This window comes from Acidobacteriota bacterium (genome assembly GCA_016196035.1).
Classification (GTDB): domain Bacteria; phylum Acidobacteriota; class Blastocatellia; order RBC074; family RBC074; genus JACPYM01.
Map to the genome: position 1 here is coordinate 35,611 of JACPYM010000015.1, position 22,717 is coordinate 58,327.

Below are 22,717 nucleotides of genomic sequence, written 5' to 3' on the forward strand. Positions count from 1 at the left end.
GATTACCTAGTATTACGGCGCTCACAAACTAATTACTGTTTCCCAGCGCCCATCCCGGCCCGGCGGCATTCTCCACCTGCTTTCCCGCAAAGGCAAATTCAATTCCAACTTTATGAACCCTTGCCACAGGCCAGCTCAAATCCTCTGGAAAGAATAAATTGTCGCTTGGATTGGGCGGCGCGGCGCTGTCTTTGCCATGCAGAAATCTGAATTTCTGCTTTGGTATTTTGGATTGTTTGCGGAATAGCAAGCGGCTGCTGCGCAGGGCAAACTTTGACCGGGTTATGTCTGAAGGAAGGACTGCGGAACAAGTGGGGGCTAGAATGCGGCAGAGGCGGCCTGGAATGAGCCGCCTCTGCTGTTTTGACTGTCAATTAAACAACGCCGTTTAGAACTCCACGCGGAAGCCGAACTGGAAGGCGCGCGGAATGCCCGGCGTGAACGAACCGGAACCCAGGCCGTAACGGTTCGAGCGCAACGCTTTCGTCGTGCCGTTGATCGAACCCGTCGCGCCGTCCAGTTGATTGAACAACGGATTGGCGGGTGGATCGTAGTTGCCGATGTTAAAGAGATTGAACACTTCGACCAGCGGTTCAATGCGCACGTGCTCTTTGATGCGGAACTCCTTCGAGAAACGAATATCCGTATTGAAGAAGGAGTCCAGCCCAATCGCATTGGCTGGCGCCAGCGGCAACGTCCCGCCGTTATTAACCGTGCCGTGCAAAGCGGTCAATTGTGCCTGGGTGAAAAGACCTGCTGTCACCAGCGCTTGAGCGGCGGGGGTCAGTGTGTTGGTGACGGTGTTGTTGAAGCTGGTCAGCAGCCCATTCAGGTCTTTGATTTTCACGCTGCGCCCGAATGCGCCACGATTGGTGCCCGGCAAGGGGTCGCCGACCGTGCCATCACCATCGAAATCAGTGAAGAAAATTTCGCCCGCACCTGAGGCGCTCGCGGTGGGCACGAAAATCGAACTCGGGAGCGCCGTCGCCCAGCGGGTCGTTGAGTTGAGTTTGAATCCCCAGGGCAGATTCGAGAGGAAGCTGACCGACAGTTGATGCGTCCGATCCAACACTGCTGGGCCGTAAAACTTCGTCGGGCTATCGTTAAAAACCGAAGCCGAGAGGAAGTCCTGATCCAGGCCAGTCGAATTGAAGCGCGAGAGCGCATAACTGATGTTGACCGTCGTGCCTTTGACCGGGCCGTAATCTTTCAACCGCCCGCGCAGATTGACCGTCAACGCGTTGTAAGTCGAAAGGCCTACTGGCGCAACCACGACCACGTTGCGGAAGTTCGGATTGTTGCCTTGGAAGGCGAAGCCATCCAAAGCACTACCCGCGTCCAATCCGTTATTCGCATAATCAGCAATCGTTTTGCCTTTGCCGATGGCGCAATTGATCGCCGCCGCCGTGAAGGCGTTGCCGCACCCCGCGGCGTCATTGGTTGCGGCGATGATGCTGCGCGCTGCTGCGACGTTGAGGGTATTCGCCGCACCCAGGCGGTTCAGATTGAGCAGTTGATTGAAATGCACGCCGCGATTGCGCAGATAATCCACGCTCAGCACCAAGCCGTCTTTCAATTCCCGCTGGAACCCGACGTTGAACATCATGCTGTAAGGACGCTTGTAATCGTTGTAAACCAGCGCCGCGCTGCCTGGCGTATCCAGCGTCAAGGCAAATTGCGAAGGGCCGGTGGTCGGCGAATACTTCGCGGCCAACGCTGCTGTCGCCGCCTGGAAGTTCGCCTGAATGTTTTGCGCCGCCGCAATCACAGTCTTGAGCGGTTGGCCCAACAGCCGCGTGCCGCCCGTGCAATTGCCTGGCGCCGCGTTGTAATGCGTCACATCGAAGAGGCACGCGCCGGTCGCCGGATTGAGTACAATCGGCGCACCGGCGCTGAGGATTGGCGTGTCATTGCCCAGTCCTGGTGGTAGGTTGAGCGGGCGGTCGAAGTAAACGTTGTTGATAATATTCGTTTCGTAATACAACCCAGTGCCCGCCCGGATCACAGTCTTGCCGTCACCGTGCAAATCCCAGGCGAAGCCGAGTTGCGGCGAGAAATTGGCAGCCGGATTTTTGACCTTGCCAGCCAGCGTCGGACTGAACTGGGCCAGAATCGGCGTGCGTGGCAAATCGTTGTTTGCCAGATTGCTGTCATACACGTAACGCAGCCCCAGCGTGACCGAGAGGTTGCGTTTCAAGCGCCAGGCATCCTGTGCATAAAAACCCAGCCGGTCGTTGTTAAAGCCGCCGAAGGGCAGTCCGTGCGCGGGCTTTTCGCTGGCGAAACCCAGGCCGTTGCCCAGGCGAATGTTCAACAGCGGAAAGTTAAGCGGATTGCTCGCGCCCCCGTTGGCATTGGCAAAAGCAATCGTCGTCGCGTTGTACGACCCGCGAATGCGCACCGCGTTGGCAAAGAAACTCGCCAGCCCGCCGCTCCGCAACGCATTGTACGCGCCGCCAATCCGCAGTGTGTGATTGCCGGTCACCACACTGCCGTCGTATTTCGTTTGGTAGTTGTCCTGGAAGGTTTGTTGCGGCGCCAGCGGATTCGGCCCGACTTGCAATTGACCGACGATGCCGACCAGCAACGGCTTACCTGCCGGGTCAAGTGTCACCGGCGTGCCGGCAGCAGCGTTGCCAGCCACGATGGCGTTGTTGAAATTCAGATAGCTGAAGCGGCCTGAATGCGTCCAACGCGATCCGGCATAATCCAAGCCCGTCACGTGGCTGTTGGTGTTGTTCTGATTGGCGAAGGCCGCCAGATTGATGCCGCCGAATCCGGTCACGCCGGAATTGTTATCGTGATTGAACCGGTAAAACGCTTTCAGGTTCGACGTGACGTGATAATCCAGACGTGCGCCGCCGACGGTTTCGCGTAGCGGCACGGGGAAATTGCCGGTAAATTGCGGGAAGGGCGTCACGGAAGTGAATTGCTGGCCGTTTTGCCGGTTGCGCTCGACCTCGGCGTGCCAGAAAAGTTTGTCCTTGATCAGAAAGCCGCCCATTCGTCCGCCGAAATTCTGGCGTTCATAGGCCGGTTTCTCTGTCGTCGGTGAAGTCTTGTCCAGCCTTAGATCGGACGCATAGCCCGCGTCGCGGAAGAAGCCGAAGCCCGCGCCATGAAATTGATTGGAGCCGCTGCGCGAGACGATGTTGATCGCGCCGCTGGTGGTCAGATCGGTGCTGGCATCCAGCGTCGAACGGCTGACCTGAAATTCCTGAATGGATTCGTTCGAGATGTTGGTGGTGGTGGTGCCGACGTTTTCATCGGTGATGTCCACGCCGTCCACTTGAATGCGCGTCGAACGCCCGCTGCGCCCGCCGATCGAAGCGCCCGCCATTTGGTTCTTGGTCGGATCGAAATCGCCCCCGTCGCGCGTTTGCACACCGGGTTCAAGCTGGGCCAAATCGAGGAAGTTGCGCCCGTTCAGCGGCAGATTGTCAATTTGCTTAGCGGTGATCACCCCGTCCACGGTGGAGCGTGATGTATCCACCGAGGCATCCGCGGTGGAAGAAGTTACTTCGACCACTTGATTGGTGTCACCCACTTCCAGCGTCGCCATGACGGGCGTGACGTTGCCGACTCTGACGGAGACTTCTTTCGCCAGATATTTGCGGAAGCCGCCTTTCTCGACGGTCAGGCGATAGTTGCCCGCTTCCAGATTTTGAAAGCTGAACGCGCCGCGTTCATTGGTTGTGCCTTTAATCGCCGCGCCGGTCGCGACGTTTTGCAGCGTCACGTTCGCGCCGGGAATCACTGCGCCGGTCGGATCAAGGGCCGAGCCTTCAATTGCGCCGCGAATCGTTTGCCCCGTAATCGTCTGGCTTACGACCAGCACCAGTATGGCTGCCAACCAAAACGTGGCTGCTTTTATGCAATGTCTTTTCATGTAGAATCCTCCTTTGGAAAAACCAGCGCTGTGTAAAACTCGCACTGGCGGTGCGAAAGCCCTGCGGTTTAGTACGCCACGGCATTGGACACACTACCAGCCGACACGGGCGCTCTCGCGCCGTGTGCAAACCGCAAAGCGACAAATTGCAGGATCAGGAAATGAATGGTGAGGCGCTAATCATCCCTCGCTCTGAGCGCACGAAACTGGCTGCCAACTCAACCGTGGGCTAGGTGAAAACGATCCGCCATCACACAACTTTGAATTAGGCAACTGTTATTCCAACGCAAAACAGGAATGCGCCACAGGCGCACAAGCTTGCCACGCTGAAAGAGTTAAGAGTTGGAACGAAAGAAGGGTCGAAAAGATGACTGAGCGTGGTTATTCAAAATCCTAAATTTTCGGTATGGCTTTTCGGAGAAATGGCGAAAAGTCCCGTGTTTATTGGCTTTTATGCGTTGCTCATGATGTGGATCAAGCGGTTGCCATGATACTTTTTGAGTTGATTGCATTCCACATCAATGGATTGTTTCAGCCAGCATTTACACAAACAACTCCGCTTACCACCAACCCAACAGCTTCCACCACAGCAAGCCCACGCTCGCCCAGATCACGATATTCGGCAGCGCGCCGATCAGCCCCAATTGCCACCATTTCTGTTGCGACACATAACCCGCGCCGAAATAGATCGGCCCCGGCGTCGTGCCGTAATGTGTTAAGCCTGCCGACAGGTTGGAAAAATACGCGAGCAACAACACGGCCAGTGCGGGCGGTGCGCCCGCCGCGATAACGACAATCAGGAAAGGCGTGAACATCGCCAGCGAATGCGCCGTGATGCTGGCGAAGGCGTAGTGCGCGAAGAAATAAATCAGCGCCAGCACGGCCAAGGCCGCGCCCCACTTCCATCCGGCGGTGAACTGACCTGCTGTTTCGGCAAATTTTTTAGTAATGCCCGTCTCGCCCAGGGCTTCGGCCATGCGCACCATGCCGCCATACCAGATGAACACATCCCACGCCGGATGCTCTGAAATCAGGTCTTCCCAAACCAGTACGCCAGCCAGCAACAACGCGCAAATGCCGACGAGTGCGACGACCGAATAATCCAGGCTGTGCAAACGGCTGGTCGTGCCCCACAACAAACCGATTAGCACGAAGACCGCCAGCGTGATGCGCTCGTGCAGCGAAGGCCCGCCCATCTTGGTCAGTTCCTGCTGAGCGAATTCGCGCGCGGCGGGCGTGTGCGTGACTTCGGGGGGAAACAGGCGATACAGCAGCAAGCCCGTGACGGCCAGCGACACCAGACTCGGCACGATGCCGCCAATAAACCAGCGGCTGTAGCTCAGATCAATTTGCGTCGCCTGTTGCGCCAGTTTGCGAATCACCAGATTGCCCGCCTGACCGGTCAGGAACGTCGCACAGATGATGACTTCGCATTGATAAATGAAGGTCATCAGGAACGCGCCCAGTTTGCGCGCCGTCGCACCGGGCCGCGAGTCATAGGTTTCAGCCACGCTTTTGGCGATGGGAAAGGTGATGCCGCCGCAACGCGCGCCATTCGAGGGCACCACCGTCGCCAGCAAAAAATCCGTCGCGACCAGCGCATAGCCCAAGCCCAGCGAACTTTTCCCGATGGCGCGAATAAACAGCAACGCAATGCGCCGCCCTAACCCCGTCTTGATCATCGCCCGCGACATAAAAAACGCCGCCAGTACCAGCCACACCACCGGATCGGCATATCCGCCCAAGGTCGCCTTGAGCCGCAAGGTCTCGATGGCTTTCCAATCCGGTTTGGTCAAATCAGGCGAGACCACACGGATGGCGGCCTCGCTGAGCGGCATGGCTTTGGTCAGCATCACGGCGACGATGCCCAGCAAGACCATCGCGCTGCCGGGCACGGGCCGCACAATCGAACCCACGATGGTCGCCAGGAAAATCGCCAACAAGCGCCACGAGGCAGCGCTGATACCGGCAGGCGTGGGCAGGGCATGCACCGCGAGGCCGGTCAGCAGCACGATGGCCCATTTGCCCAACAGCACGAGCCGTGCCTGTCGCCGCGCGGCGGGTGTAAGGGCGCTGACAGAATCCGGGCCGGAATTTCCTCCGGCGTTTGGTGATGATTCCATTGCGATAATCCGCCTTGTTAGTTGATGAAGTGTTTGTCTGGGATGTAAAGCGCGGCGAATGCTACACCGCGCACGCGGGCGGCTCAAGCGGCAATGAGCCGTATTTAACATGCTTTTAGTCAACCAAATACTGCAAGAGTTGCTCTAACGCGGCGCTCTAGGTCTATACTGATTACGTCAAGGCTGCTGAAGTTATCAACTCCAATCCGGGAGGGGAGAAAAAAGATGGTCAAGAAGATTTTCCGCCAAACCGTCACGCTGTTCTTTGCGGGCGCGCTTGCTGCCACCTGCGCATTGGCGCAGTCCACACCGCAACCCAAAGAAAAACTCGATGATAAAGACAATCCGCTGTTGATCGGCAAACGCGACATCAACAAAGGCAGCATCAATTTTTATTCGCTCGAAAAAGAAGTCGCCCTGGGCCGTCAAATGGCCATGGAAGTAGATCGGCAATCGAAGCTGATTACCGACCCGGCGATCAATGAGTTCATCAATCGCATCACACAAAACCTGGTGCTCAACTCTGACTCCAAAGTGCCTTTTACTGTCAAAGTGATTGACGACGAGGTGGTGAATGCCTTCGCGCTGCCGGGCGGCTTTCTCTATGTTTATCGCGGGCTGATCGAAACTGCCGATAACGAAGCCGAGATTGCCGGTGTGATGGCGCATGAGATTGCCCACGTTGCCGCGCGCCACGGTGTCGAACAAGCGTCCAAGGGCACGCTGATAAATTACGCCTCGATCCCGCTGATCTTCCTGGGTGGCATCGGTGGGTACGCGATTCAGCAAGCGGCCGGGCTGGCGATTCCGCTGGGCTTTTTGAAATTCTCGCGCGGCGCTGAACAGGAAGCTGACCGCTTGGGCGCGCAATACATGTGGGCTGCCGGGTATGACCCGCAAGCCCTGGCGAGCTTCTTTGAAAAGCTGCAAGCCAAAGACAAACGCAAACCGGGCACGCTCTCCAAGATGTTCAGCACACATCCTTACACCGGCGACCGCATCACGGCCGTGAATGCGCTGGTCGCCAAGTTTCCGGATCGCGGCGAATACCAGTTGAGCACGTCGGAATTCAAAGACGTGAAATCCCGCGTCCTGGCCGCATCGTCCTCGACGCGCGCCATCAACGCCGATGCCGACGCCAAACGCCCGACGCTCAAACGCCGCCCGCAAAATCCGAATGACAGAGGCGACAGCACCGCCGATGATTCTGCGGCGCCCACCGACCGCCCCGTGCTCAAACGGCGTGAAGGTAGCGATGGGACGGAGCCGAGTTCAACCACTACCCCGGCCACCAAAACGACCGAATCCGGTGACCGCCCGGTGCTCAAACGCCGCGAAGGCTCCAGCGACACGCCGGATAAACCGTAGTGCTTCGTCGTTGCACACAACTTGATTGCTAAACAGAATCAAAAGGGCCGCTCAACCAGCGGCCCTTTTTTCGTCTCCGGGTTCGGTTGCGGCGTTACGTTGCCGCCCGGTTCTTCTACGCCCGCAGCCTGTCCTCCGCTATAATCCGCCCGCTTTTGCAACCGAGCGATTCGGGCTTGGTCGCCTTTCTGAAGCAGTACCCAAATAGAATTTCAGCAGTGTTAGGGATGAGTGCACGTTTCAAGGCGTAGCAATGAATCGTCGGTTTAGCAGTTGCGCCAACCAAGCCCGCTTCATCCCGTGCCATTCAAACGAGGAGCCGTATGCCTAAGCAGTTGGAACCGCCCAAGCCAAACGCCACCCCAAACGCCACGTATGATGTCTTTCTCAGTTATTCGCGCCGCGACATCGAGTTCGTGAAGCTGTTGGAAACGGCGTTGAATGAGCACATGCCCGCCGCCGGGCAGCAGCGCCTGAGCGTCTTTCGTGACGAAGGCAAGATCACCGGCAACGAGTATTACCGCACGATCGAACGCACGCTGCGCAATTCGCGCAAACTGATTCTGGTGGCCTCGCCCAATGCGTACAAAAGCCAGTTCGTAAATGACGAGGTGCGCGATTTCATTCGGATGAAAGGCGCGCGCAATGTCTTCGTGATCCTGTACAAGGGGATGCCCAACAACGAAACGCCGCCGGGCCAGGAAGACCAGAAAGCCTTTCCCGAAGTGCTGTGCGAAGTCATGCGGATGCCATTGGCCGCCGATTATCGAGGCTTTGACCTGGCGCAGAATGATTTGACGACAGGCCGTCACCTCAACGATTGGCGCAGGGTGTTAGAGCACTTGTACAGCGAAGAGATAGCGCTGGCCGCGCGCGAGGCGTGGGACATTTTCATCAGCTACGCCGCCGCCGATGCCGCCTTTGCCGGGCATCTGGAAAAGGAGTTGGAGAAATACACCCCGCCGAAAGAACTGGCGCAGGAACACAACCTGCCCACGCGTCGCCTCAAGGTCTTCCGCGACGAAGACGACGCCACCAGAGACGACAACGACGCCATCCGCCGGGCGCTGGAAAGCTCCCAGCACATGTTTCTGCTGTGTTCACCCGCCGCGCGTGACGACGACCGGGTCAAACAGCAGGTCGCCCGCTTCGCTGGCTTGCAAGGCGCGGAACGCATCGTCCGTGTGCTGGTGGCAGGCGAACCCGCGCCGGATGTAGTCGGCGGGGCATTCCCCACTGAGTTGTGCCGCTGGATTGAGGAGCCTGCCTACACCGACTATCGCGGCTTCAAGCTGGGGAAAGACAAACTCAGCAACGGCACGTATAGCGGCCATTGGGCAACCTTGTTGGCGATGCACTATCAGATCAACCGCGAAGAATTGGAGCAGCGCGAGCGTAAACGCCGTGTGCGCAATCGCCAGTTAATTGGCGGCATTGTCAGTGTCGTGATTTTGCTGTTATCGGTGGCCTTGATTTTAGCTTTAGTGCAAAGATCCGAAGCAATAAGACAAAGACAAATATCCGAATCAGGACTTTATGTGTCACGTGGTTTGTTGGCCCAAGCCGCCATGGAGCGGCGCGACTACATCAGTGCCAACGACTTTCTTGAAGCCTCGTTCCCTGCGCCGGGTATGCCAGCCAACGAGGATTTGCGTAGCTTTGATTGGTTTTATCGTTGGCGTCAACTACACGACGAAAAGGCGACGCTCAAGGGGCATAGCAGCAGCGTTTGGTCGGTGGCGTTTGCGCCGGATGGGCGGACGCTAGCGAGCGGGAGTGCGGACAAGACGGTGAAGCTGTGGGATGTGGCGAGCGGGCAGGAGCGGGCGACGCTGAAAGGGCACGGGGCCAGGGTTTGGTCGGTGGCGTTTGCGCCAGATGGGCGGACGCTGGCGAGCGGGAGTGCTGATATGACAGTGAGGCTGTGGGAGGTGGCAAGCGGGCGGAAGTTGCTCGAGTTCAAAGGGCACAAGGACAATGTTAATTCGGTGGCGTTTGCACCGGATGGCCGGACACTGGCGAGTGGGAGTTGGGACGGGACGGTGAAGCTGTGGGAGGTGGCGAGTGGGCGGGAGTTGCGCGAGCTGAAAGGACATCGCGCCTTGGTTACTGCGGTGGCGTTTGCGCCAGATGGGCGGACACTGGCGAGCGGGTCTGGGGACGATGCGGTGAAGCTGTGGGAGGTGGCGAGCGGGCGAGAATTGCGCGAGTTCAAGGGACACAGCGATGGTGTTAGTGCAGTGGCGTTTGCGCCGGATGGAAAGACGCTGGCGAGCGGGAGTTGGGACAAGGCCGTGAAATTGTGGGAGGTGGCAAGCGGGCGGAAGTTGCGCGATTTCAAAGGGCACAGCGACGATGTTAGCTCAGTGGCGTTTGCGCCGGATGGAAAGACGCTGGCGAGCGGGAGTTGGAACACGGGTAGACCGTTTCTGTTTGGTACGGACATCACGATAAAGCTGTGGGAGGTAGCGAGCGGGCGAGAGTTGCGCGAACTCAAGGGGCACAGTGCTAGGGTTAGTGCGGTGGCGTTTGCGCCGGATGGAAAGACATTGGCAAGCGGGAGCGAGGACAGGACAGTGAAGCTGTGGGAAGTCGCAAACGGAAGCGAGTTGCGCGAGTTCAAAGGGCACAACGGCAGCGTTAGTGCGGTGGTGTTTGCGCCAGATGGAAAGGCGCTAGTGAGCTTGAGTGATGACGGAAGCGCGAAGCTCTGGGAGGTGGCGAACGGGCAAGAGCGGGCGACGTTGAAAGGGCAAGAGGCCGATGTGAATGCAGTGGCGTTTGCGCCAGATGGGCGGACGGTGGCGAGCGGTAGTGAGGACAAGACAGTGAAGCTGTGGGAGGTGGCGAGCGGGCGGGAGTTGCGCGAGTTCAAGGGGCACAGCGATGAGGTTAGTGCGGTGGCGTTTGCGCCGGATGGGCGGACGCTGGCGAGCGGGGGTGCTGATATGACAGTGAGGCTGTGGGAGGTAGCGAGCGGGCGAGAGTTGCGCGAACTCAAGGGGCACAGTGCTAGGGTTAGTGCGGTGGCGTTTGCGCCGGATGGAAAGACGTTGGCAAGCGGGAGCGAGGACAAGACAGTGAAGCTGTGGGAAGTCGCAAACGGAAGCGAGTTGCGCGAGTTCAAAGGGCACAACGGCGGCGTTAGTGCGGTGGTGTTTGCGCCGGATGGAAAGGCGCTAGTGAGCTTGAGTGATGGCGAAAGCGCGAAGCTCTGGGAGGTCGCGAACGGGCAAGAGCGGGCGACGTTGAAAGGCCAAGAGGCCAGGGTTTTGTCAGTGGCGTTTGCGCCAGATGGGCGGACGGTGGCGAGTGGGAGTGGGGACGGTACTGTGACGCTGTGGAGTGTAACGAGCGGGCGGGAGCAAGTGACGCTGCGCGGGCACGGGGCCTCTGTTAGTTCGGTGGCGTTTGCGCCAGATGGGCGGACACTGGCGAGCGGGAGTTGGGACAGGACGGTGAAGTTGTGGGATGTGGCAAGCGGGCAAGAGCGGGCGACGTTGAAAGGGCACGGGGACAGTGTTGTGTCGGTGGCGTTTGCGCCGGATGGGCGGACGCTGGCCTCCGGCGGAAACGGGTGGGTGGGTGCTGATGGCAAAGAGATTTTCCCCATCCTGCTCTGGCGCGGGGCGACCGATGCCGAAGTGGCGCGGGATTGCATTCGCTGTGGGCGGCAGTAGGGGTGAGAGCGATACGCCGGGACGGTACCGCGCGGCTGAGCAAGCGGCGCGTCAACCTCTGCTAGCCACTCGCTCAACGGCGCGGACTCCGCTTGCTCAACTGCGGTACCGATTTGGCGCTGGTGCGGCGCATATTAATCCAGCTTCGGATGCTGCGTATGCCAAGCTGTCGCTTGCTGATAGGCCAGCGCCACTCGCAACGGTCCGCCTTCGTCGTACAAATTCCCGGTGAACATAATCGCTTGCGGTAGATTGTTGATAAAACCGCAGGGCACGACGGCAGCCGGGTGGCCAGTGAGGTTGGTGATGGTCAGGCTGGCGCTGCCGGGGGCAGGGGTGACGAAGACATCCCAGTTCGCCATCAACTTATCCATCTCGCGCATCAGCAGCGTGCGGGCGCGTTGGGCGCGGATGTATTCGACCGCCGGGATGAAGCGCGCTGTGCGGAAGCTGTTCGGCCAATCGCTGGCGCTTTGGCCGGACAGTTGATTGACGCGGCCATCGCGCGTGATGTCGTCAAAGGCTGTGGCGGCCTCGGCATTCAGGATGATGCGCAGACTGTTCGTGTCGAATTTTGGCAATTCGATGGGCTGCAAATTCGCGCCCGCTTTGCGCAATGCTTCGAGCGCGTCCTGGTACATCTTCAACCGTTCGGCAGCGTTCTGTCCTTGGCCGCCGCCACCACCCGCGCCACCGCCACCAGCAGCACGATTGGGCTGCGGCTCGAATTCAGCTTTGACGAAGCCGATGCGCAGCTTCGAGAGCGGCTGGTCGGGTTGCCAGATGAAGGGCGCGTCGCCGACGGTGAGGTCGCGTCCGTCGGGGCCATAAAGCGCGTCGAGCACGAGGGCGCAATCCTCTACGCCACGGCAGATGGGGCCGATCTTGTCCATCGTCCAGCTCAGCGCCATCGCGCCGTAGCGGCTGATGCGTCCGTAAGTCGGGCGCAAGCCGGTCACACCGCAACGCGAAGACGGCGAGACAATCGAACCCAGCGTTTCCGTGCCGAGTGCAAAGCCTACTAAACCCGCCGAAGTCGCCGAGGCCGAACCCGCCGACGAACCGCTGGAGCCTTGTTGCGTTTCTTCGGGCTGCCAGGGATTGCGCGTCATCCCAGCGAACCAGCGTCCGCCCTGCGCCAGCGCGCCCATCGAGAGTTTGGCGCAAAGCACGGCACCCGCGTTGCGCAAGCGTTCGACCACGGTCGAATCGTAATCAATCATCCGTTCTTTGAACGGTTCGGCGCCCCAGGTGGTCTTGATGCCTTTGGTGGCAAAGAGGTCTTTGACGCCGCAGGGAATGCCGTGCAGCGGGCCGCGATATTTGCCTGCTTTGATTTCGCGGTCGGCGGCTTCGGCCTGTTGCAGCGCGAGTTCTTCGGTCAGCGTGACGACGCAGAGCAGCTTGGGGCCGTATTTTTTCAGGCGCGCCAGATACATCTTGGTCAGATCGAGCGAGCTGACCTGTTTGGTGCGCACGAGTTCGGCCAGTTGCGTGAGCGTGCAAAAGGCGAGGTCTTCGACGGCTTTGAATTTGGGCGCTTCGGTTTTGCTGGCTTTGAGTTTGAGCTTGGGGCCGCCGGATTTCTTGGCGGCGCGCATGCCGGGCAGGGCGGGATGAAAGGCGATGGCCGGTTCAGTGTCGAGCGGAACTTCGATTTTGCGCAGCGCTTCATAATTGCCCAGGTTGCGATTGACGCCGGGCAGTGCCATTGCTTCCTGCGCATCGTCCAAATCAACGCCCATGATTTGTTCGGCGACTTGCAGCATCTCTTTGGTGATGCGCTGCGGCGTTTGGGGTTGTTGCGGCTGTTGGGCTAGCACCACTTCGCCGCCAAGTTCAGGCAGTGCGGCGGCAGCGACTCCAGCGGCGGGGAGTAATTTGACGAACGTGCGGCGGTCGAGTGTTGACGGTTGCTTTGCACCTTGAACGTTGCGGCGCGCACCTGATTTCTTTTTCATAGCTCTCCTGAACGGTAAATGGTTGGAACGTGTCTGTCCGCAGAGCCGCGGGCAGTTGCAGATCAGCGAAACCTGTCGGCAACCGCAGAGGCAATGTCATTGAGTTAAGCGCGGCAAAGAGGTGTTCAGAGTTTACGCTTCAGCGTGTCTCAGTCGAATCAACACGCTGAAGCGTGAACTCTGAACCTTGATTCGCTGCCCTCGCTTTTGCGGGGTTGCGCGCACCGTCTGATCGTGTGCGGCGTTAGTCATTTTCTCTGTGTCTGGTGCTGTTGCAGGCTTAGACCCTTGCTCGCTCCGCCGGGTTTCCAGTATTGTCTCGGCAGGTGATGCGGGGTGCCTTTCACGCCTTCGCCCACGCTTTCGCTTGGATTACGGCAAACGAAATAACACGAACTGATAGCACGTGCCAATCTGTTTGACCTAACTAAAGACAATTCGGACGCATTCCCAATTCAGGGCAGCAGGCAGTCTGTTCAGACCTGCGCCGAAACCGATCAGAGTCCATCCGGCACTAGATGCCAAACTTAAAACGGAAGAGAGTGGAAATTATGAAAAATGGGATTCTGATCCTGGCAGTCTGTTTCCTGGCTGTGCTGAGTGTTGAAATGAGTGCGCAACAACGCCGCGCGCCGCGTCCCGCGCCAACGCCGACGCATCAATTAAAGCCCACGCCGAAAACAGTCGCGTGGGGCTATTACGACGCCAAAGCCGAGCCGGTGCTGCACATCAAATCGGGCGACACAATCGAGATTCAAACCCTGATCACCAGCAACCCGACGCGCTTGGAAGCCGCAGGCGTGCCGCCCGCGCAGGTTGAACAAGCCTTGCGCGACATCAACAAAGAAGTCACCAACAAAGGGCCGGGCGGCCACATCCTGACCGGGCCGATCTTTGTCGAAGGTGCCGAACCGGGCGATGTGCTCGAAGTGCGCATTCAAAAGATCAAGCTGGCGATTCCCTACGCCTACAATTCCTTTGGCCCACGCAGCGGGTTCATCCCGGAAGACTTTCAATCGTCAAAGACGAAGATCATCCCGCTGGATGAAAAGAAGCTGGTCGCGCATTTCGCCGACGGCATAGAGATTCCGCTGCGCCCGTTTTTTGGCAGCATGGGCGTCGCGCCGCCCGAAACGATGGGGCGCGTCAACAGCGCACCGCCGGGCATTCACGCGGGCAATCTGGATAACAAAGACCTGGTGGAAGGGACGACGCTCTTTATTCCAGTGCATGTGCGCGGCGCTTTGTTCGAGGTCGGTGACGGCCACGCCGGGCAAGGCAATGGCGAAGTGGACATCACGGCGCTCGAAACTTCGCTCATCGGCACCTTTCAGTTCATCTTGCGCAAGGACATGAAATTGAAATGGCCGCGCGGCGAAACGCCTACGCACTATATCGCGATGGGCATAGACAAAGATTTGACCGAAGCGGCCAAGATCGCCGTGCGCGAAGCGATTGATTTGCTGGTGACGGAAAAGCATCTGACGCGCGAAGATGCCTATATGCTGTGCAGCGTCGCGGTGGATTTCAATATCACGCAGGTCGTGGACGGCACCAAAGGCGTGCACGCCATGATTCCCAAAGCGATCTTCAAAGCAACGCACTGAACATTTTTGGTAATAATTACGGAGGTTAAAGATAGATGAAGCGAATCCGCATTGCGGCCATCCTGACCCTGACCTTGTTCACGGCGTTGGATGTGTCCGCGCAAACAAAGCGTCCAATGCGTACCAGCACAGGCAAAGCGGCGGGCACAGGCGCAGCCGGTTCGGTCGAAGCGACGATCAAAAAGCTCGAAGCCGAATGGTTCGCCGCGGTGACCAGCAAAGACACTGCAACGATCAGCCGCATCTTCGCCGATGACATGCTGACGGGCGATGACGACGGCACCTGGCTGAAAAAAGCCGACATGCTGAAATACGTCAAGGCTGGCTTGCCCATTGATAAAGTCACGAGCGACGAATTCAAGCTGCGGCTGTATGGCACGACGGCCATCGTGAATGGCAAATCCAGCTTTTATGCCGATGGCAAAAAGCTGGGCCAAAATCATCACACCGCCGTGTGGGTCAAACGCGCAGGCAAATGGCAAGTCGTGGCGTGGCAATCCACGCCGATCAAAATCAACTTGGCAAAAACTACGGAGAAAACAATGACGACTGCTTCAGGTTTGCAATACGAAGACATTGTTGTCGGCACGGGCGAAAGTCCCAAATCCGGCCAAATGACCAAAGTGCATTACACCGGCTGGCTGACGGATGGAACCAAATTCGATAGCTCGGTGGATCGTGGACAACCATTTGAATTCGAGGTTGGCATGGGTCGCGTCATCAGAGGCTGGGACGAAGGCGTGCTGACCATGAAAATCGGCGGCAAACGCAAGCTGATCATCCCGCCGCAACTCGGTTACGGCGCGCGCGGCGCAGGCGGCGTGATTCCGCCAAATGCCACGCTGGTGTTTGAAGTGGAATTGCTGGGTGTGCAGTAAACAAACAAAAAACGAGATTACGGAACAGACGGAAATAACGGAAGAAACGGAAATGAAACCGGGTTGGGCTATTCTGTCTGTTCCGTTATTTCCGTCTGTTCCGTAATCTCTCTTCCGCTTAGCCTCTCATCCTTCAAATCCCGCAAACTGTTCTCGCAATCGTTGCCATGAAACTTTCCGAACTCGCTCAACTCACCAACGCCACCATCGAAACCGGCGCGCCCGATTTAGAGATCACTGGCGCGGCGGGCCTGGCCGAAGCCCGCGCGGGGCAGGTGGCCTTTCTCTCGAATCCGCGCTACACCGGACAAGTCAACGAGACGCAGGCGGCAGCCATCTTCCTCGCCGCCAACACGCCGATTACACGCACTGACATCGCCGTCTTGCGGGCCAAAGACCCATACCTGGCTTACACCAAAGCGCTGCGCCTCTTTCATCCCGACGTTGAAGTCACACCCTTCGTGCATCCATCTGCCGTGATTGATCCGACGGCGCAAGTGGCGGCGGATGCGCATATCGGGGCCTGCACTGTCATCGGACTGCATTGCGTCGTGGGCAGCAAGGTTTTGCTGCATCCGAACGTCACGCTTTACGAAGGCGTCCACATCGGTGCGGATTCAGTGATTCATTCCGGCGTCGCCTTGCGCGCCAACACGCAGATCGGCGCGCGCGTGATCATTCATAACAATGTCGTCGTGGGTTCAGACGGCTTCGGCTTTGCCAAGAACGAAGACAAAAGCTGGCTGAAGATTCCGCAAACGGGTCGCGTCGTGATCGAAGACGATGTCGAAATCGGCGCGGGCACGACGATTGACTCGGCTTCGGTCGGCGAGACGCGCCTCAAACGCGGCGTCAAGATTGATAACCTGGTACAGATCGGCCACTCCTGCACGATTGACGAAGACGCGCTGATCTGTTCGCAAACCGGCCTCGCGGGCAGTTCGCACATTGGCCGCCGCGTGATTTTGGCCGGGCAGGTCGGCATCGCCGGACACTTGCACGTGGGCGACGATGCGGTCATCACGGCCAAAAGCGCCACCAGCCACGACATCCCGCCGGGCAAAGTCATTTCGGGCATTCCGGGCTTTGATAACAAGGATTGGTTGCGCGCGACGGCGGCGTATCGGCGCTTGGGCGAGATGGCGCGGACGGTGCGGGAGTTAGAAAAGCGATTGGCGCAGTTGGAGAAAGAGCCTGAGAATTAGATTGTTGAACGGACGCATATTTGGGTGAGCGATAGATCGGGGCATCTAAGAAACCTAGCATACCATTGCACTAACAAGATTTTGATTTGTACTGAACTCTCGGGGATAAGTTATGAAAGATAAGTTTATAGATGATCTAGAAGACGTAATTGATCCAGAACCCGTAATTGATCCAAGTCTCATATGGGGTGAGGAGAATGGGCCAGGGAAAAGGCGATTGCAAGCCTCATTTATCAGTGACGAGGCTGTCGGTTTTTTTGAAAAACTTGCTGCTGAAACTTGGAACGATTTGAGGAGGCGCAATCTTGTAAAAACGCCACTTCTTGAGACAACCATAACAAATATTCTCATGGCGAAAATACAAGAAAGAATAAAATATGAAAATTTACGGGACATACGACAGGTGATACCAAAGTCAAGTGAAGAAGCTGTCATGGGTTTTGATTGGGAATGGTGGGTTGGTTCTGGTAATAGATGGTTTCGATATGTTGTACAAGCTAAGATATTAAGTCGTGAATCATTAAAATATGAAGCGTTGTGCCATCGGGTAAAAAGCAGCAAAAAGCTCCAGATAGATGTACTTAAAGATTTTGCAGATAGAAAAAAGGCTATTCCGCTTTATTGTTTTTATAATTACTTGCCAAATGACATAGCTGAAAGTTATTGGCATTGCCCGCCTGAATACCAAAAAGACATCTCACAACTTGGCTGTACTCTCGTTCCGCTAGAAATTGTCAAACCTATTCACGATAAGAGAATTGCAAAGCGTTTTATTTACTTGCATGAAAGCCCTCAGGCATTGCCTTGGCGTTGTTTGTTTCATGCACATTTGGATGAAACTGGGCCACCTGAAGGAGAGATTGTTCCACCATATGCGCGGAACTACTGGGACAGAAAGTATGATGAATTACCGAAGTTTCTTCAAGAAGCTGGTTCTGACAGACCGGTCTCACTGCCGCCCGAATTATACGAAGGATGTTACCCAGAAAGAATAATGATCATACAGACTAACGACAAAATACTTCAAAATAGCGGTAACTTATCATCAGAGATAGGCCCTTTGCCTTAGTCCCTAGGCAACGCCGCCATCTCCTGCCGCGCCTGATTCGCTTCCGCAAAATTCCCGCCGCCAATCTGCAACGCCTTTTCATACGCCTGCCGCGCCCGCGCCGCTTCGTTGTTTTCGCGCAAGGCTCGCGCCAGATGCAGGTAATAGCCCGCGTTGGCGGGCCGCCGTTCGAGGGCTTTGTTGAATTGTTCGATGGCGATGCTGTGCTGGCCTTTTTTGTAATAGGCGTAACCGAGCGTGTCGAAGAAGCTGGCTTCGGGCGCGATGCTGATGGCGTGTTGGGCGTTGTCGGTGGCTTTGTCGAGATTGCCCATGTTTTTGTCGGCGTAGAGCCAGGCGAGATTGTTGTAGGCAATGGCCGCGCCCAGTGAACGGCTGTCGAAGCTGAGCGCGTGTTCGTAATGGTTGAGCGCTTCGGAATAGCGCCCGCGCTCTTCTTCGAGCAAGCCGATCAGCAGGTGCGCCTGGGCGGTCTGTTGGGATTGGCGATTGTTTTTGGTGACGGCGTCGAGTTCAGTGATGGCGCGCTCAAAGAGGTTCTTGCGTTTGTAAAAATCGCTGAGCGCGAAATAGGCCGTCATGAAATCAGGATCAGCCGCGAGCGCTTGGCGCAAGGCGGTTTCCGTATTCGCTGTATCGCCTGTCGCATCGTAGAGCCGCGATTTTTGAAAGAGCAATTGGGCGCGTGCCGTTTGGGCGGATTGCGCGGCGAGCAGCGAATCAAGTTTGGCGAGCGCCGGTTGGTAGTTCTTTTGCGCGAGCGTCACATCCACCAGCATGGCGATGGCGGCAGGGCTACTAGGCGCGAGTTCGACGGCTTTGTCGGCGGCTGCCAAAGCTCTAGTCAGATCGCGTTTGAGCAGGTGAATGGTCGCCAGATTGATGTGCGGTTCGGCGGCGTGCGGGTCAATGTCGGCGGCACGGTTCAGGTCATTGGCCGCGTTGGTGTAATCGCCAAGTTGCAAACGGGCGACGGCGCGCGAGGTGTAGGCCTTGCTCTCCAAATCCTTCAACGCCTCGGCGGGCAGGCGCGTGGCCTGAAAATCGGTGTCGCTGGTTTTGAGCGCGGCCAGCACGTTGAGCAATTGATTCGCCGTGTCGAGCGCATCACCAGCCTTGTTCTGGTGCAAGTGAATGCGGATGAGCATCAACAGGCCCATCGGATGGCGCGGGTAATAACCGAGCAAACTGTTGACCAGCGAACGCGCGCGCACCGGATCGTTGTTTTGCAGGTACGCATCCGATGTGTAGTACAGCGCGGCAGGTAACGCCGGTTCCAGTCGCAGCGCCTGTTCCAGATCAAGGATGGCTTCGCGGTAATCGCCTTCGAGCGTGCGTATGCGGCCACGCACGAGCAACGCGTCGGTGTCCTGTTTGTTGCGTTGAAAAGCGGCCTCGAGTTGTTGCTTGGCTTCGTTCGCACGACCCTGCGCGAGCAACATTTCGGCTAGGCGTGCATAGCCGCGCTGAAAATCGGGATGGTCTTTGAGCAGTTGCTGATATTCGCCGATGGCCTGTTCGGTGCGACCTGCGCGCGCGTGCAAATCAATGACCTGGGCGCGTCCGCCAGTCTTGTCAGGCTCGAATTCGATTTGTCGCGCGAGGTATTTTTCGGCTTCGTCGTAACGCTCCTGATTTTCATAAAAGCGGCGCAAGGCGATCAGCACCAGCCGATCTTTGGCGTCGTGCTGGAAGGCCGCGAGCAGTTGCTGCTCGGCTTCGGCACTGCGGCGGTTGGCAAAGAGGAAATCGCCATACGCCAGCCGGGCCGGGGCGGATTGCGGATTTTTGGCGATGGCTTCTTTGAACGCGGCATCGGCTTGTGCTCTGAACGTGGCGGCGGTGCCCGCCTCGCTGGCGCGTTGATCGTAGTAGCGGGCGAGCGCCAGATAAGGTTCGACGCGATTGGGATTGAGCTTGATGGCGCGGTCGAGTTCGGCCTTGGCGTCGTCGTAGCGTTTCTGCATGGTGCGCACTTGGGCGAGCAGGATGAAGGCTTCGGCGTTGTTGGCGTCTTTGGCGAGGATTTCGTTGACGAGGCGTTCGGCCTCTTTGACGGCTTCCTCCTGCTGACGGCCCAGCCGCGTGTATTGCAAAAACATCTGGCCTAGCCGCAAACGCGCGTCCAGGTTGTTGGCGTCGAGTTTGGCCGCGAGTTGGAACTGTTCGGCGGCCTCTTGCAGGTTGCCGAGCGCGAGGCTGGCATCGCCCAAACCGTGATGCGCGGCGGCCAGATTGCGGTCGCGTTGCAAGGCGTTGCGAAATTCAAGGCGGGCCTCGGCGTATTGCTGATCTTTCAGGTATTGCTGGCCGCGCGCGAGATGGGCGGCTTTTTCTTGTTCTGGATTTTGGCAGGCGGAAAGTAACAGCGCGAGCAGGATAACGATGCAGTACGGGGAGCGTGAGCGACCTGAGCTTCCCGAATGTACTTTATATCGTGGCTCAGGTCGCTCACGCTCCCCGTACTGTATTGGCGCGCGATACGCGCGCGCCGGAGATTGAAATATCTGAATTGCCTTCATTCGGATTTAATGATGCGTTAGGAGGTAGCGGGGTGATGTTGTTGATTGCCGGTGCGAGTGTAGCGGATGCTTTCTCGCACGGGCAAGCTGAACCAAACCTACGATGGCTTGCGGCAGCACAACGCGCCAACGATAATGCCCGCCTTCTGAAAACAATATGAACAGCGAGCAGAACATGGATTTGGAAAAGATTGCCGCCGGGGTGCGTTTGATCCTCGAAGGCATCGGCGAAGATGTGGAACGTGACGGCTTGCGCGAAACGCCGCAGCGCGTGGCCGAAATGTACGCTGAAATCTGCGGTGGCTTGCACGAACAGGCCGAAGCTGAATTGAAAGTCATCCCGTCCGGCGCGCCCGATGGCGAAGACTTGGTGATGGTCAAAGACATCGCCATCGCTTCGCTGTGCGAACATCATCTGGTGCCGTTCACCGGCAAGGTGCACATCGCTTACATCCCGCAAAACGGACGCATCGTGGGTTTGTCGAAACTGGCGCGCATCGCCGAGATTTTCGCGCGGCGTCCGCAAGTGCAGGAACGCTTGACGACACAAATTGCCGAATTGCTTTATCGCGGCCCGCTGCAACCCAAAGGCGTGTTCGTAGTAATGGAAGCCGAGCATCTATGCATGGTGATGCGCGGCATCAAAAAACACGGCGCAACGACCGTGACCTCAGCGTTGCGCGGCGTATTCAAAGAAGACGAGCGTGCGCGGAATGAAGCGCTGGCTTTATTGCGGCGTAGTTAATGGCGAGACCGCCAGGATTTTCGGAGACCAAATGAACACCAACGAAACATTGCGACGAAAACTAAGCTGGCAAGGCATGGCCATTTTTCTGCTTGCCGTACTGGCTTGGCCTGCGGCTGCCGCCACGTGCGAAAGCTTGGCGGAATTGAGGTTGTCCAACACCACGATCACAACAGCGCAATCCATTGCCGCCGGAGCCTTCACGCCGGCCAGCGGTTCGGCCGCGCCATACAAAGACCTGCCCGCCTTTTGCCGCGTAGCCGGGGTGATCAAACCGTCCAGTGATTCGGACATTAGGTTTGAAGTCTGGTTGCCGAGCGCGAATTGGAACGGCAAATTTCATGGCATCGGCAATGGCGGGTTCGCCGGTTCGATCTCGTATGCAGGACTGGCGGGCGCGTTGGCGCGTGGTTACGCCTCGGCTTCGACGGATACGGGACATGCCACATCAGACGCAGCTTGGGCACTGGGCCATCCCGAAAAGATTGTGGATTACGGCTACCGCGCGATTCACGAGATGACCGACAAGGCCAAACAGATCGTCAAGGCGTTTTATGGCGATGGCCCGCAGCGTTCGTATTTCGCTAGTTGCTCGAACGGTGGGCGGCAGGCGTTGATGGAGGCACAGCGTTATCCCAATGATTACGACGGCATCATCGCGGGCGCGCCGGCGAATGCGTTCACTTACATCCTGACGGGCTTTGCCTGGAATATGAAAAATACGTTGGCTGATCCGGCCAACTACATTCCAGCAAGAAAACTGAAAGCCATCGAAGCCGCCGCGCTCGCCGCATGTGACACGCGCGATGGCGTGAAAGACGGCGTGCTCGCTGAGCCGGTGAAATGCAATTTCGATCCGGCGGTTTTGCTCTGCAAAGGCGAAGAAACGGATGAATGCCTGACCGAAAAGCAGGTCGCCGCATTGAAGAAAATTTACGCCGGGCCGCGTAATGCCAAAGGCCAACTTATTATTCCTGGCTTCACGCCCGGCGGTGAGACAGGGCCGGGCGGTTGGACGGCCTGGATTACGGGCGGAACGCCGACCACGGCTGCGCAATTCTTTTTCTCGACGCAGGCGTTCAAGAACATGGTTTACAACGATCCAAATTGGGATTTCAAAACCTTTGAGCTGGAACGCGACGGTAAGGTGGCGAATGAGAAGCTCGCGCCGATCTTGAATGCGACCGATCCAGATTTGAAAGCCTTCAATGCGCACGGCGGCAAGCTGATTCTTTATCACGGCTGGAACGATGCGGCGCTGCCGCCGGTGAATACGATCAACTATTTTCAGAGCGTGGCGGCGAAGCTGGGCCAGCGGCAGGCGAATGGTTTTGTGCGTTTGTTTATGGCGCCCGGCGTGCAGCATTGCAACAATGGCCCCGGCCCCGATGCGTTCGGGCAGATGGTGACGAGCACGCAATCTGACCCGCAGCACGATCTGACGCTGGCCTTGGAACGTTGGGTAGAACAGGGCGTCGCGCCGGAGCAAGTGATCGCGACGAAACGGCAAGGCGGACAAGTGACGCGCACACGACCGCTTTGCGCTTATCCACAGGTGGCGCAGTACAAAGGCAGCGGCAGCACGGATGACGCCGCGAATTTCGTTTGCGTGACGCCAAAGGCTGGCAATCAGAAAAAGTAACGTTGGTTTGAATCTGGAAACAACGGAG

13 protein-coding genes are annotated in these 22,717 nt (G+C 57.6%); 8 read left to right on the forward strand and 5 right to left on the reverse strand.

What is annotated here, in order from left to right:
- Positions 1-28: 28 nt before the first annotated feature.
- The 3 genes from HY011_05135 to HY011_05145 form a co-directional block, all read right to left on the reverse strand.
- Positions 29-250: a hypothetical protein gene (locus tag HY011_05135; GenBank protein ID MBI3422301.1), complete on the reverse strand. Its 222-nt coding sequence runs from the start codon at positions 248-250 to the stop codon at positions 29-31.
- A gap of 138 nt (positions 251-388) precedes the next feature.
- A complete protein-coding gene (locus HY011_05140; protein ID MBI3422302.1) occupies positions 389-3,889 on the reverse strand; it encodes a TonB-dependent receptor in 3,501 nt (1,166 codons plus the stop codon).
- A 560-nt stretch (positions 3,890-4,449) separates the two neighbouring features.
- Positions 4,450-6,012 (reverse strand): DASS family sodium-coupled anion symporter, encoded by a 1,563-nt coding sequence (locus HY011_05145; GenBank protein ID MBI3422303.1) that lies wholly within the window; start codon positions 6,010-6,012, stop codon positions 4,450-4,452.
- Between the two features lie 225 nt (positions 6,013-6,237).
- Here HY011_05145 and HY011_05150 point away from each other — a divergent pair, with 225 nt between their 5' ends.
- Both HY011_05150 and HY011_05155 read left to right on the forward strand, forming a co-directional pair.
- Positions 6,238-7,380 (forward strand): M48 family metalloprotease, encoded by a 1,143-nt coding sequence (locus HY011_05150; GenBank protein ID MBI3422304.1) that lies wholly within the window; start codon positions 6,238-6,240, stop codon positions 7,378-7,380.
- A 323-nt stretch (positions 7,381-7,703) separates the two neighbouring features.
- Positions 7,704-11,060: a TIR domain-containing protein gene (locus HY011_05155; GenBank protein MBI3422305.1), complete on the forward strand. Its 3,357-nt coding sequence runs from the start codon at positions 7,704-7,706 to the stop codon at positions 11,058-11,060.
- Between the two features lie 134 nt (positions 11,061-11,194).
- Here the strand turns inward: HY011_05155 and HY011_05160 are convergent, their stop codons facing one another.
- On the reverse strand, positions 11,195-13,021 hold the full coding sequence (locus tag HY011_05160) for an amidase (GenBank protein MBI3422306.1): 1,827 nt from the start codon (positions 13,019-13,021) through the stop codon (positions 11,195-11,197).
- 608 nt (positions 13,022-13,629) lie between these two features.
- On the opposite strand from HY011_05160, the gene HY011_05165 reads away from it, so the two are divergent.
- From HY011_05165 to HY011_05180, 4 genes are all read left to right on the forward strand, one after another.
- The gene (locus tag HY011_05165) at positions 13,630-14,628 is read left to right on the forward strand and encodes an acetamidase/formamidase family protein (GenBank protein ID MBI3422307.1); all 999 of its coding nucleotides are present in this window, start codon (positions 13,630-13,632) and stop codon (positions 14,626-14,628) included.
- 35 nt (positions 14,629-14,663) lie between these two features.
- Positions 14,664-15,506, forward strand: a complete 843-nt coding sequence (locus HY011_05170; protein ID MBI3422308.1) for an FKBP-type peptidyl-prolyl cis-trans isomerase — start codon at positions 14,664-14,666, stop codon at positions 15,504-15,506.
- 167 nt (positions 15,507-15,673) lie between these two features.
- Positions 15,674-16,711, forward strand: a complete 1,038-nt coding sequence (lpxD, locus tag HY011_05175; GenBank protein ID MBI3422309.1) for a UDP-3-O-(3-hydroxymyristoyl)glucosamine N-acyltransferase — start codon at positions 15,674-15,676, stop codon at positions 16,709-16,711.
- 112 nt (positions 16,712-16,823) lie between these two features.
- Positions 16,824-17,780 carry a hypothetical protein gene (locus tag HY011_05180; GenBank protein MBI3422310.1) on the forward strand — a complete coding sequence of 319 codons (957 nt, stop codon included), beginning with the start codon at positions 16,824-16,826 and terminating at the stop codon, positions 17,778-17,780.
- Here the strand turns inward: HY011_05180 and HY011_05185 are convergent.
- Positions 17,777-20,302: a tetratricopeptide repeat protein gene (locus tag HY011_05185; GenBank protein MBI3422311.1), complete on the reverse strand. Its 2,526-nt coding sequence runs from the start codon at positions 20,300-20,302 to the stop codon at positions 17,777-17,779. The genes HY011_05180 and HY011_05185 overlap by 4 nt on opposite strands.
- Positions 20,303-20,459: 157 nt before the next feature.
- Between HY011_05185 and folE the strand changes: the two genes are divergently transcribed.
- Both folE and HY011_05195 read left to right on the forward strand, forming a co-directional pair.
- The gene (folE, locus tag HY011_05190) at positions 20,460-21,047 is read left to right on the forward strand and encodes a GTP cyclohydrolase I FolE (GenBank protein MBI3422312.1); all 588 of its coding nucleotides are present in this window, start codon (positions 20,460-20,462) and stop codon (positions 21,045-21,047) included.
- Positions 21,048-21,123: 76 nt separating this feature from the next.
- On the forward strand, positions 21,124-22,689 hold the full coding sequence (locus HY011_05195) for a tannase/feruloyl esterase family alpha/beta hydrolase (GenBank protein MBI3422313.1): 1,566 nt from the start codon (positions 21,124-21,126) through the stop codon (positions 22,687-22,689).
- The last annotated feature ends 28 nt before the right edge of the window (positions 22,690-22,717 follow it).

What these genes read in the sequence shown, in the direction of transcription:
- HY011_05140 (MBI3422302.1), bottom strand. Translation starts at nt 3,889, where the DNA reads ATGAAAAGACATTGCATAAAAGCAGCCACGTTTTGGTTGGCAGCCATA.
- HY011_05145 (MBI3422303.1), bottom strand. Translation starts at nt 6,012, where the DNA reads ATGGAATCATCACCAAACGCCGGAGGAAATTCCGGCCCGGATTCTGTC.
- HY011_05150 (MBI3422304.1), top strand. Translation starts at nt 6,238, where the DNA reads ATGGTCAAGAAGATTTTCCGCCAAACCGTCACGCTGTTCTTTGCGGGC.
- HY011_05155 (MBI3422305.1), top strand. Translation starts at nt 7,704, where the DNA reads ATGCCTAAGCAGTTGGAACCGCCCAAGCCAAACGCCACCCCAAACGCC.
- HY011_05160 (MBI3422306.1), bottom strand. Translation starts at nt 13,021, where the DNA reads ATGAAAAAGAAATCAGGTGCGCGCCGCAACGTTCAAGGTGCAAAGCAA.
- HY011_05165 (MBI3422307.1), top strand. Translation starts at nt 13,630, where the DNA reads ATGAGTGCGCAACAACGCCGCGCGCCGCGTCCCGCGCCAACGCCGACG.
- HY011_05170 (MBI3422308.1), top strand. Translation starts at nt 14,664, where the DNA reads ATGAAGCGAATCCGCATTGCGGCCATCCTGACCCTGACCTTGTTCACG.
- lpxD (MBI3422309.1), top strand. Translation starts at nt 15,674, where the DNA reads ATGAAACTTTCCGAACTCGCTCAACTCACCAACGCCACCATCGAAACC.
- HY011_05180 (MBI3422310.1), top strand. Translation starts at nt 16,824, where the DNA reads ATGAAAGATAAGTTTATAGATGATCTAGAAGACGTAATTGATCCAGAA.
- HY011_05185 (MBI3422311.1), bottom strand. Translation starts at nt 20,302, where the DNA reads ATGAAGGCAATTCAGATATTTCAATCTCCGGCGCGCGCGTATCGCGCG.
- folE (MBI3422312.1), top strand. Translation starts at nt 20,460, where the DNA reads ATGAACAGCGAGCAGAACATGGATTTGGAAAAGATTGCCGCCGGGGTG.
- HY011_05195 (MBI3422313.1), top strand. Translation starts at nt 21,124, where the DNA reads ATGGCCATTTTTCTGCTTGCCGTACTGGCTTGGCCTGCGGCTGCCGCC.